Annotated in this window: 8 protein-coding genes; 5 read left to right on the top strand and 3 right to left on the bottom strand. The window is 56.3% G+C overall.

Features of this window, described 5'->3' with window-relative positions:
- Positions 1 to 149: 149 nt before the first annotated feature.
- The 4 genes from xdhA to GJA01_RS09585 all read left to right on the top strand — a co-directional run bounded on the left by xdhA (position 150) and on the right by GJA01_RS09585 (position 6,447).
- Positions 150 to 1,610, top strand: coding sequence for a xanthine dehydrogenase small subunit (gene xdhA, locus GJA01_RS09570; protein ID WP_062503484.1), 1,461 nt, complete (start codon positions 150 to 152; stop codon positions 1,608 to 1,610).
- Positions 1,603 to 3,930 carry a xanthine dehydrogenase molybdopterin binding subunit gene (gene xdhB / locus GJA01_RS09575; protein ID WP_062503482.1) on the top strand — a complete coding sequence of 776 codons (2,328 nt, stop codon included), beginning with the start codon at positions 1,603 to 1,605 and terminating at the stop codon, positions 3,928 to 3,930. The genes xdhA and xdhB overlap by 8 nt, the downstream gene beginning before the upstream one ends.
- Before the next feature lie 2 nt (positions 3,931 to 3,932).
- A complete protein-coding gene (xdhC, locus tag GJA01_RS09580; RefSeq protein ID WP_062503481.1) occupies positions 3,933 to 4,724 on the top strand; it encodes a xanthine dehydrogenase accessory protein XdhC in 792 nt (263 codons plus the stop codon).
- Between the two features lie 181 nt (positions 4,725 to 4,905).
- A complete protein-coding gene (locus tag GJA01_RS09585; protein ID WP_373317479.1) occupies positions 4,906 to 6,447 on the top strand; it encodes a glucoamylase family protein in 1,542 nt (513 codons plus the stop codon).
- On the opposite strand, the gene treZ is transcribed toward GJA01_RS09585, so the two are convergent.
- The 3 genes from treZ to glgA are packed head-to-tail and all read right to left on the bottom strand — an operon-like array spanning position 6,444 to position 12,074.
- On the bottom strand, positions 6,444 to 8,201 hold the full coding sequence (gene treZ / locus GJA01_RS09590; RefSeq protein WP_062503480.1) for a malto-oligosyltrehalose trehalohydrolase: 1,758 nt from the start codon (positions 8,199 to 8,201) through the stop codon (positions 6,444 to 6,446). The two genes, GJA01_RS09585 and treZ, sit on opposite strands and share 4 nt — an antisense overlap.
- An 18-nt stretch (positions 8,202 to 8,219) precedes the next feature.
- Entirely contained in the window at positions 8,220 to 10,421 is a 2,202-nt protein-coding gene (glgB, locus tag GJA01_RS09595) for a 1,4-alpha-glucan branching protein GlgB (protein ID WP_062503478.1), read from the bottom strand.
- 12 nt (positions 10,422 to 10,433) lie between these two features.
- On the bottom strand, positions 10,434 to 12,074 hold the full coding sequence (gene glgA / locus GJA01_RS09600) for a glycogen synthase GlgA (protein ID WP_062503476.1): 1,641 nt from the start codon (positions 12,072 to 12,074) through the stop codon (positions 10,434 to 10,436).
- Between glgA and GJA01_RS15255 the strand changes: the two genes are divergently transcribed.
- Positions 12,073 to 12,228 (top strand): hypothetical protein, encoded by a 156-nt coding sequence (locus tag GJA01_RS15255; RefSeq protein WP_169925634.1) that lies wholly within the window; start codon positions 12,073 to 12,075, stop codon positions 12,226 to 12,228. The genes glgA and GJA01_RS15255 overlap by 2 nt on opposite strands.
- Positions 12,229 to 12,230: the final 2 nt, after the last annotated feature.

Genomic DNA, 12,230 nt, shown 5'->3' on the forward strand with positions numbered 1-12,230 from the left:
GACGGCAACACCCCCGATAGTGCAGGAGTCTGCTAATCTTCCCCTTTCCGTGTGCGGGGTTTCTCGCTTTTTCAGGGTCGCATTTTGCCAGTCCAGCCAGAATTTCTTCTTTTTTCAGTACAGACTTCTTGTTCAGGGGGGCAGGTGTGATGAGACAGGCCGTTCAGTTTTATCTCGGCGATGACCGCATCGTACTTGGGGATGTCTCTCCGACACTGACCCTGCTGGACTGGCTGCGTGAGCGTGGCCGGACTGGAACGAAAGAGGGTTGCAATGAAGGGGATTGTGGCGCCTGCACGGTTCTGGTCGTTCGGCTGGAACAGGACCGGCTTGTCTGGCGCGCGGTCAATGCGTGCATCCAGTTTGTAAGTATGCTGGATGGGGCGCAGGTTTATACGATTGAAGATCTTGGAACACCGGATGCCCCGCACCCGGTTCAGACGGCAATGGTCGAGCAGCATGGCTCCCAGTGTGGCTTCTGTACGCCGGGTTTTGTCATGTCCATGGCCGCCTATCGCAAGACACCGGGCGCTACGGATGACGATGCGAAGATTGATGACGCGTTGGCTGGAAACCTCTGCCGTTGTACGGGGTACGCACCTATCGTTCGGGCTATGAAGCAGTCCATGACCGCGGGGCCTGATCGTTTCGATGTACAGGTTCAGACCATTACGGAGCGTCTGGTTGCTCTGAATGATGGTGAAACCGTGCAGCTTTCCGGCCCGGAAGGGACGCTGACGGTTCCGGGGAATGTGGATGTCCTGGCGGAAGTGCTGGAACAGAACCCCGACGCCACCATCGTTGCCGGTGCGACGGATGTTGGCCTGTGGGTCACGAAAGGGATGCGGCAGCTTCGGCATGTTGTCGCCATCGGTCGTGTACCGGAACTTCGTCGGATGGAACGGACAGCAGAAGGTCTGACGATTGGAGCTGCCGTGACCTATCAGGAAGCCCAGTCCCGCATTGCAGAACTATTGCCGGATGCAGGGGAGATGATCCGTCGTCTGGGTTCAACGCAAGTCCGCAACAGCGCAACGGTGTGTGGGAATATCGCGAACGGCTCCCCGATCGGGGACGGGCCGCCGATGTTCATTGCGGCTGGAGCCACGCTTCATCTGCGTTTGGGTAATGAGCGCCGTTCTTTGCCGTTGGAATCCTACTTCATTGCCTATGGAAAGCAGGATCGTCGTTCTGGCGAGTTCGTGGAAGGTGTAACTATTCCGGTTCCCCCGCAGAATGCACAGTTTCGGGCTTACAAGATTTCCAAACGCTTCGATCAGGATATTTCCGCTGTTCTGGGGGCTTTCATGATGGAGCGGAATGCTGAGGGCGTGATTACGTCCGTACGTCTGGCTTATGGCGGCATGGCAGCAATACCGAAGCGGGCCGAACAGGCGGAAGCCGCGCTGCTGGGACGTGTCTGGGATGAAGAGGCACTTGAAGCGGCACGTGCTGCCATTGCACAGGACTTCACACCGCTGACCGATATGCGTGCAACGGACTGGTATCGTCGCACGGTGGCGGCCAACCTGCTGACGCGTTTCTTTGAGGAAACGACGGGCGGCCCACAGGCGCGTCTGGCCCGCACCGGAGGGCTGGCGCATGTCTGAGGCTCACAAGATACTGGTTCAGGGGGCTGCCTCGACCAGCATGAAGCATGAAAGCGCGATCCTGCATGTGACAGGGCGCGCAAATTACATCGACGATATGCCCGAGCCGAAAGGTATGTTGCATGTCGTTCCGGGACTGAGCACCAAGGCTCATGCGCGGATCGTTTCCATGGATTTGAGCGCGGTGCGGTCTGCGCCCGGTGTGGTGCGGGTTCTGACGGCAGAGGACGTTCCGGGCGAGAATGAGATCAGCCCGGTGCATGCGCATGATGAGCCCCTGTTGGCCACGGATCATGTCTATTATTGGGGTCAGCCGATGTTTGCCGTGGTGGCGACGTCCCGGCAGGCGGCCCGTCAGGCCGTTCGGCTTGCGAAGATCGAGTATGAAGAAAAGCCCGCTATCCTGAATGTGGCTCAGGCGCGGGAAGCTGGCGGCGATCTGGTCTGGCGTCCGCTCGTCATGAAGCGCGGTGATGTGGATGCCGGGCTGGCTGCTGCACCGCGTCGTCTGTCTGGCAGTATCACGATGGGCGGGCAGGAGCACTTCTACCTTGAAGGGCAGGCCGCTCTGGCTCAGCCAGGTGAGGCCGGGGAAATGCGCGTCTGGTCTTCCACGCAGCATCCATCTGAAACGCAGCATCTGGTGGCGTGTGTTCTGGGCCGGCCGCATCATCTGGTCACGACGGAAGTGCGCCGGATGGGTGGGGGGTTTGGTGGCAAAGAAACGCAGGCCAATGCTGCGGCCTGTCTGGCGGCTATTGCGGCTGATCTGACCGGCCAAGCTGCCAAGATGCGTCTGGACCGTGACGACGACATGATGATGACCGGCAAGCGGCATGATTTCGTCGTGGATTATGATGTCGGCTTCACGGATGACGGGGACATTCTGGCGGTCGATATGGTTCTGGCTGCCCGCTGTGGCTGGTCCGCCGATCTGTCCGGGCCTGTGGTGGATCGTGCGCTGTTTCATGCAGACAACGCGTATTTCTATCCGGACGTACGGTTTCGTTCTGAACCACTGCGGACCAATACGCAATCCAATACGGCCTATCGAGGGTTTGGTGGCCCGCAGGGTATTGTCGCGGCAGAACGGGTGATCGAGGAAGTCGCATTTGCGACGGGGCTTGATCCTGTGACGGTGCGACTGCGCAATTTCTATGGAACCACAGACCGGAACGTCACGCCGTATCATATGACGGTGGAAGACTCGATCAGCCGCGAAATCGTCACGGAACTGGTGCGGCGCTGTGATTATGCCAAGCGCAAGGAAGAGATCCGCGCTTTCAATAAAACCAGTCGTTACATCAAGCGCGGGATTGCACTGACGCCAGTAAAATTCGGCATTTCCTTCACGGCGACACATTACAATCAAGCTGGTGCGCTGGTTCATGTTTACACGGATGGTTCCGTGCAGGTGAACCATGGCGGGACCGAGATGGGGCAGGGTCTGCACACGAAAATGGTGCAGATTGCCATGCGTGAGTTTGGCCTGACGTCCGACCGGGTTCGCATTACGGCCACCACAACTGGCAAGGTTCCCAATACATCCGCAACGGCGGCGTCTTCCGGAGCGGATCTGAACGGCATGGCAGTTCTGGATGCCATTACCAAGATCAAGCGCCGCATGATCGCGTTTGCTGCTGAGAAGTGGAGCGTCTCTGAAGAAGACGTGCAGTTTCTGCCGGATGGTGTGCATGTCGGGTCAGATGTCATGACTTTCCAGCAACTGGCCTGGCAGGTTTATTTCGCCCGTATTTCCCTGTCTTCCAACGGGTTCTACAAAACGCCCAAGATTTCCTGGGACCCGGCAACGGGGCGGGGACGTCCGTTTTTTTACTTCGCCTATGGCGCGGCCTGTGCGGAAGTGTCCGTTGATCTGCTGACGGGTGAGAACACCATGGATCGCGTGGATATTCTCCATGACGCAGGGCAGTCCCTGAATCCGGATATTGATGTCGGGCAGATCGAAGGTGGTTTCGTACAAGGCGCAGGCTGGCTGACGATGGAAGAGCTGGTCTGGGATCCTGCGGGTCGTCTGCGGACACATGCGCCCAGCACTTACAAGATCCCGGCCTGTTCCGATCGGCCACGGATTTTCAATGTGGAATTGCTGGAAAATGCTCCGAACCAGGAGGAGACAATTTTCCGGTCCAAGGCCGTTGGGGAGCCTCCTTTTGTGCATGGTGTGGCCGTCCTTCAGGCCATTTCGGATGCTCTCGCCAGCCTGAATGACTACAAGACCTGTCCGCAGCTTGATGCGCCCGCCACGCCGGAACGGGTTCTGCGCACTGCCATGAGCCTGCGTGCCGAGATCGACTGATCATGCTGGAAGCCATCCGCTGCTGGCGTGATGCGGGGGAGGCAGTCGCCAGAATTACGGTTCTGGTCGCCAAAGGGTCTACTCCGCGTGAAGCCGGGGCCTACATGCTGGTGACGTCGCGCGAGCAGGTTGGAACGATTGGCGGTGGCCGTCTGGAATGGGACTGCATGGCAGAGGCCCGTACTCTTTTGATAGAGGGCGGGGAGCGTCTTGAGCGACATATTCCGTTGGGTCCGGCCATCAATCAGTGTTGCGGGGGGGCAGTCACGGTCGGCATCGAGCGTGTCGTGGACATGGATGCGCTTGAACGTGAAGCCTGGAAAGAGCGGGAGGGGCTGCCTCAGCTGATCCTGTTCGGGGCCGGGCATGTTGGCAGGGCTTTGGCAAAATCGCTCGCTTTACTGCCTTTGCAACTCATCTGGGTGGATGCCCGGGAGGATGAGTTCGGACCGGTTCCGCCAGCCGTTGACGCGCAGGTGACGTCCGACTGGGAGAGCGTTCTTGATGCTACGCCTGCTGGGTCTGGGATTCTGGTTCTGACGCAGAGCCATACGCTGGATGCTCTGATCACGGGGGCTGCGCTGGCCCGGAACGATTTGCGATACGTGGGCATGATTGGCTCCCGGACGAAGCGTAAGCGTTTTGAAAGTGCCTTCCGGGCAATTGATATTCAGCAGGAGCAGATTGATAAGCTGGTCTGCCCGATCGGGGATTTTGGCGTTCGGGACAAAAGACCTGAAATGATTGCTGCTTTTGTTACGGCAGAAATTGCGGCCCGGTTTCTGGGAGAGTGAGATTCCCCCGTCGAGCGGGAATCGGGCGTGTAACGGAAGCTTGCAAAATAGTATTGATTCTTGAATTTCGGAGCTAATGATATTCGTTAATATTCGCAGTTTTCTGCGGGTAAAAATCATCACGATGTTGTGATCTTACTCCACGTTCAAGTAATGCGTTGTCTGCGCTTATGCTGAGCGCATGAGCACTGACTTTCGAATGCAGCCTGCGCCGGGCAACAGGTTTCTCTCGACAGCACGACGTGCAGGACAAAAGTTCTGTGCCTCCTCTTCCCGTCTTCTCAGAACCGGGGCGGCGGCAGGGGTTGTGCATCTGGCACTCTCTTCAGGAGCAGCTCTCGCAGCGAACACGGTGGTGGCGCAGCTTAATAAGCCAGCGTCCCTGACGAAAGCCGATCAGGCCTTCGTGGAAGATCTGGAGCACCGGACATTTCGGTGGTTCTGGGATACAGCCAACCCGAAAAACGGGCTGGTGCCGGATCGTTCGCCGCTTCCCAATGGTGCAGCCAGTATCGCCAGTGTCGGGTTCGGGCTGACGGCTTACGGAATCGGTGCGGAGCGCGGTTATGTTACCCGCGATCAGGCGGTGGACCGCACGCTGACGACGCTACGGTTTCTCATCAGTCTGCCACAGAATGACAAGGTTTCTGGCGCAGCCGGGTACAAGGGTTTTTTCTACCATTTCCTTGATCCGAACACGGGTTTGCGCGTCGCGGATTGGTCCGAACTTTCAAGCGTAGACACAACACTTCTGATGGGCGGCGTTCTGTTTGCACAGTCCTACTATGATCAGGACAATGCGAAGGAAAAGGAAATCCGCGACATTGCGGATCGTCTGTATCGCCGGATTGACTGGACATGGATGAAAGCCCATGGCCCTTGGCTCAGCATGGGTTGGTCCCCGCCGAACAACTTCATTACGACGGACTGGAAGGGCTATAACGAAGGTCTGATCATTTACCTTCTGGCCATCGCTTCTCCGACGCATCCTCTGCCTGCCGACACATGGAAGACGTGGACTGCGACTTATGATGGGCAGTGGGGAGATTTTCAGGGGCATCAGCTTCTGAATTTCGCGCCGATGTTCGGTCATCAGTATAGTGAATCCTGGATTGACTTCCGTGGCATTCAGGATGACTTCAATCGCAAGCATCATGATGATTATTTCCAGAACGGACGTGAAGCCGTGTATGCGCAGCGCGCCTATGCACAGGCCAATCCAGGCGACTGGAAAGATTATGGCGCGAATATCTGGGGCCTGACGGCGTGCGATGGGCCGGGTGACGCCCATCAGGATTATGACGGTAAGCCGCGTCATTATCTGGCGTACAGTGCGCGTGGGGCCGGACGCGATTACATTCTGGATGATGGAACGATTGCGCCGACTGCGGCCGGCGGATCCATTGCTTTTGCACCGGAAATTGCACTTCCTGCTCTTGAAGAAATGCAAAAGCGCTATGGAAACCGGATCTATAACCAGTATGGCTTCCTGGATTCCTTCAATCCGTCCTTCAAGGACAAGAACGATTATTGGGTAGATGGGCAGCAGCTTGGCATTGATCAGGGGCCAATCCTGCTGATGCTCGAAAACTGGCGCAGCGGTTTCGTATGGGACGTGATGAAAAAGAACCCTTACCTGCGTGATGGTTTGCAACGCGCAGGCTTCCAGGGGGGCTGGTTGAGTGAGAAGACTGCGTCCAGCGGGAGCGATCGTCCCCTTTAAAGAGGACGATCCAGTCCTGCGACTAAACTTTCAGCAGGAAGCGTGCCGGGACGGCGATCGGAAGCGGTGTCGTAGAAAACCGTTTCCGGGTCTGTGAAAGAGGCACTTTCTTTTCCAAGATTAACGGCAATCGTCAGCAGACTGCCATTTGCCAGCGTCCAGCGCGCCACGACAGCCTTATCTCCCAGAATGTCGGCGCCTGCACTATAAGCGCCTTTCAGATAGGGCGTAATTTTCGAGTGTCGGAGCGACAGGAGCTCTCTTGTCATGGCCAGCCAAGCCTGTCCCGCTGGGGAGTCTCGTTGGCTTCTGTCCGGTTTGGAAAGTCTGAAGGTTTTCGGGTCTATGGGATTGGGAAGTGTCTTGAGGATCTCCGGATCCGTCAGGTTGCAGTATTCCGCAAACTGTTCCTCACGACCGAGAATGACTTTTTTGCCAATTTCTCCATGGAAATCCGAGAAAAAGTAGAAGGGTGTTGTGGAACCCCATTCCTCGCCCAGAAACAGCATGGGTGTCATGGGGCATAACAGCAACAGAGCGTAAGCGGCCTGAAAGGCATCAGGGTTTGAGAGAGTAATCAGGCGCTCCCCAAGCGGACGATTGCCGATCTGATCGTGGTTCTGGAGAAACGTGACGAACTTGGTGGGAGGAAGGTCACTGCTGGGTGTGCCGCGTGCCTTTTTCCGGGGTGGAAAATATTCTCCCTGCCAGGCAAAACCTTCCGTCAGAACGCGTTTGAGAAGAGCGGTTGTCTCTGTATGGAAAGGCTGGAAAAAGCCTTTGTCCTCGCCGCTCAACATGACGGTCAGGGTATGGTGCCAGTCCTCGCACCACTGCCCCGAGTAGCCATCCCTCAACAGGCCTGAATCATTGTTCTCGTTTTCAAGAATGAGATGGACGTGGCGTCCTTTTTCGACGGTCTTATGAATTCTGCTCTGGAGTTTATAGAACCATTTTCGATCCGTAATGGCCCATGCAGCATCAATGCGCAGACCATCAAAACGATACTCCATCAGCCAGTACAGCGCATTATCGATGAAGAAATCCGCCACGATGGGATTGTGGAAATCAATGCCGTCGCCCCACGGTGTATCATACCGGGGGTCGAAGAAGCCCTTGGCATATTCCAGAAGGTAATTTCCGTCAGGCCCGAAGTGATTATAAACGACATCCAGAAAGACCATCAGTCCCAGTGAATGGGCATGATCGATCAGGTCTTTGAGATCATCCGGGCGTCCGTAAGCCGGAGTGGGTGCGTAGACAAGCACGCCATCATAACCCCAGTTCCAATGCCCGCTGAAACTGTTGACGGGCATGAACTGAACAGTCGTGATGCCAAGGTCGGCCAGTTCCTGAAGGCGCGCTTTCATGCCTTCGTAATTGCCTTCAAGGCCCAGATGCGTCTCGTAAATGATCGTTTCTTCCCAAGGACGTCCCTTCCAGTCCGGATGCTTCCAGTCGTAAGTGTCCGGGTCCAGAACTTCGCTGCGGCCATGCACACCGTCGGGTTGAAAGCGGCTTGCAGGATCTGGAACCGTTATTTCGTCCCGAACCCTGTAGAAATAGCGTGCTCCGGCCCCACAGGGCGCTTCGGCTGTGAAGGTTCCGTCTGAATGACGACGCATGGTGATGGGAGCAAGGTCTTCCACCTCGACGACGACCCTGTCACAGGAGGGTGCCCAGAGTGTGAAACGCGTCTTGTCCGGAGCAATAAGTTCCGCACCAAAGCGGTTCCTGAACCTGAATGAAGACATGGAATGACCCCTTGTTTTTCAGGAGGCGGGAGAAAGATAGAGAACAGACAGAGGAGGGAGCGTCAGGCTGACAGAATGGTCCAGTCCATGAGAAGGAATATCCTGCGCATAAACCTGACCCTGATTGCCCAGATGGCTACCGCCAAAAATATCAGCGTCCGTATTCAGCAGTTCCTGCCATGGGCCACCCCATGGAACGCCAATGCGATAATCCCAACGCGGAACGGGTGTCATGTTTCCTACAATGAGCACTGGAGGGGCATTGGGGGTGTATCGGACCCAGGCAAACACACTGTTCTGTGTATCGTCCGCGATCAGCCACTGGAAACCTTCGGGGTGATCATCAAACGTATGAAGCGCTGGAAGATGCCGATAGAGCCAGTTGAGGGAACGGATCAAGGCATGAACACCGCGTCCAAGCGGGTCTGAAAGACGATGCCAGGCGAGTTCCCCGTCGTGATTCCATTCCTGTGGTTGAGCCATTTCTCCGCCCATAAACAGGAGTTTGCGACCGGGATAAGCCCACATCAAGGCATAAAGGGCGCGAAGATTGGCATGTTTCTGCCAGTCGTCTCCCGGCATTTTGCCCAGCAGGGAGCCTTTGCCATGAACGACCTCATCATGCGACAGTGGCAGGATGAAGTGCTCAGAATACGCATAGACCATCCCAAAGGTAAGGTCCGACGGGTGGTAGCCGCGCCAGAGCGGGTCGCGCTGCATGTAGCGCAGCGTGTCATGCATCCAGCCCATGTTCCATTTATAATCGAAACCGAGGCCACCAGTCCGGGCTGGTGCAGTCACTCCAGGCCATGATGTTGACTCCTCTGCAATCAGGAGGGTGCCTGGATGCAGGTCATGGAGTGTTTCCGAAAGATGATGCAGGAAATTGACGGCCTCAAGATTTTCGCGGCCGCCATGAATGTTTGGGCGCCATTCTCCATCTTTGCGGCTGTAGTCCCGGTAGAGCATGGACGCGACGGCATCCACACGCAGACCGTCAATGTGGAACTGTTCCAGCCAGTGCAAAGCGCTTCCTGCCAGAAAGCCACAGACCTCGTTGCGCCCGTAATTGTAAATGAGCGTATGCCAGTCCTGATGGTAACCTTCCTGCGGGTCAGCATGCTCGTAGAGATGCGTTCCATCGAACTGGGCGAGACCGTGCTGATCGGCTGGAAAATGCGCGGGGACCCAGTCCAGAATAATTCCCAGGCCTGCCTGGTGGCAGCGGTCAACGAACCTGGCAAACTGTGCACGGGATCCATGACGGGCTGTTGGGGCATACAGGCTGAGAGGTTGGTATCCCCAGGAACCGGAAAATGGATATTCCGCAATAGGCAGAAGTTCCAGATGGGTAAAGCCGAGGTCCTGAAGATACGGAATGAGGGTATCCCCCAGTTCGTCCCAACTGATGATCTCACGACCATGCTGAGGGTGACGCCAGGAAGGCGCATGAATTTCATAGATTGAAAGGGGGGCAGTATTGGATTGTCGAGAAGGGCGAGCAGCCATCCATTCCTCATCGTGCCACTCAAATGCATCTGGATGAGCAATAACGGAGGCATTGGCCGGTGGGAGTTCTGCCGCCTTGGCATATGGATCCGCCTTTGCAGGAAGTACTTTTCCGCTATGGGATACTATTTCGTATTTGTATCGTTCTCCGGCCTGGACGCCAGGAATGAACAGTTCCCAGATGCCTGATCCATGGCGAAGGCGCATGCAGTGTCTGCGGCCATCCCAGATATTGAAATCACCGACAACCGAGACGCGCCGGGCATTGGGTGCCCAGACGGCAAAACGCACGCCTTCTATACCGTTCACGGTCATGGGAATGGCGCCCATCATACGATCGATCTGCTGATGCTTTCCTTCCGAGAACAGGTAAAGATCAATATCCCCTAACAGCAGACCGAAACTGTAAGGATCATGTGTTTCCTGCCAGGCATCGGCCCAGCGGATACGCAGGAAATAGTGTGCCGAGCGTGGCAATGTCGCTGAATAAAGCCCCCGATCATCAATTCGGCGCATGATTTTTTCAACAGTTTGGCCAGAAGCTTGCTGGATCATCAAATGCACTTCTACGGCATCAGGGTAGAAGACTCTGACGATATCCTGTCGATGGTCCCGATGACGTCCCAGCACTGCGAAAGGATCGCCACACTGACCCGTCATCAGGGTGTCAATCATGTTTTGCAGTGCTGGATCGACCGTACGAGCGTGCATAGGGGAAAACTTTCAGGGGCCGGTGCCCGTACGGGGTGAAAAGGGAATAAGAGAAGATATGGTCGTTCCGCCGGATGTCCGGGGCATGCGGGCGACCTGGCGAGACAGACGGGGGCGTGCTGAAGCAGGATCTGCGCGCCGGGGGGCGATATCGGTACCCGTATCAGTGGTTTTTGTTTCGTATCCGGACATTTCCTGCAGTACCTGAGCGTACTGAGCAGCCTTCCCATTCCACGAGACATCATGGAGGGCTCCATTGCGCTGCATCCGTGCCCAAACGGCTTTCTGGCGGAACAGGGTTTGAGCCCGACGGATGGCCAGATACAGCATGTCTTCCGTGGTGGGAGAGAACAGGATGCCGTTTGCGACGCCTTCCGAAACCGCAGCGGAGTTGGCGTCAATGATCGTATCGCTTAGTCCCCCAACACGTGCGGCAATGGGAATTGATCCGTAGCGGAGTGCATGAAACTGGGTCAGGCCACAGGGTTCAAACCGCGATGGAATCAGGGAAGCATCTACGGCAGAATGCAGTCTGTGTCCCAGCACTTCGCTGTACCGAAGGTGGCAGACGAAATTGTCAGGGTAGCGGCTCCGAAGTGCTGCAAATTCCTGCATGATGGCCTCGTCACCTGTGCCAACCACCGCAAGCTGGATATTTTCCTGAAACAGACGCGGAGCCAGCCGGGCCAGAAGATCAGCACCTTTCTGTGTAGTCAGGCGGCTGACCATTCCGAGCAGGAGGGCGTCCGCTTTCTGCGGGAGACCAAATTCTGCCTGGAAGACACGTTTGTTGGCGCGGCGCGCGATAATGTCGCCTACAGCATATGGGAAGAATACAGACGGGTCCGTCATGGGGTTCCATTCCCGAAGGTCCACGCCATTCAGGATGCCTGTCAGAACATTTGAACGGGCCCGTAGAACGCCATCCAGCCCCATGCCTTCTTCCGGTGTCTGGATTTCTTCGACATAGGTTGGAGAGACGCTGATCAGCCGGTCGGAGAGCTGAAGCGCTCCCTTCATGAAGCTGATCTGCCCGTAATACTCCAGCTTGTCAGGGGTGAAGGCATCGTCAGGCAGGCCGAAGGTTTGGAGCATGTCATAAGGATAGAGCCCCTGAAACGCGAGGTTATGAATGACATGCGCGACCGGGGGGGGCGTGCCTTCCATGTAGTGGAGGTAGGGAGCCACAAGACCGGCGTGCCAGTCATGTGTCAGAACCACATCAGGTTTCCAGTCTGGGAGCAGTCCCGCGGCGATCAAAGCTCCAACGCGGCTCAGAACGGCATAGCGGATGCCATTGTCGCTCCAGGGTTGTCCGGAAGGTTCAAGGTAGGGATTGCCCGGCCGATCATAGAGTGCAGGGACATCCAGAGCATAAACAGTATTGCCCTCTGTTCTTCCGCACAGGACTGTCCCTGTATGTCCAAGAACATTATCAATCCGGATTATTTCTTCTCTGTTGGAGAGAGCGCGAAGAACAGCCGGATAACCTGGTAACAGGGTTCGTGTGCTGACGCCCTGCTTCTCAAGCGCATCTGGCAAAGAGCCAACAACGTCTCCCAGTCCGCCCGTTTTGATGAAAGGATACATCTCGGCAGCGACCGATAGGAGCTGTAACTCCCGTTTTGTCGAGGTGGGCGTATTCTGGAGCATGGCACACACCCTTCTTGCTGTCGGCCCAGTTATTCAGGGACGTTTGTTGATTTTTGGCTTTCTGATGGCACAACGCCTGACAGGGGATGTTGGAAACGGTATCACGGATAAGTTATCGCCTCTTTCAGAGGCTCTTGCCGCGTTACGGATCTGAAG

The organism is Gluconobacter japonicus (assembly GCF_002723975.1).
GTDB classification, from domain to species: Bacteria; Pseudomonadota; Alphaproteobacteria; order Acetobacterales; family Acetobacteraceae; genus Gluconobacter; species Gluconobacter japonicus.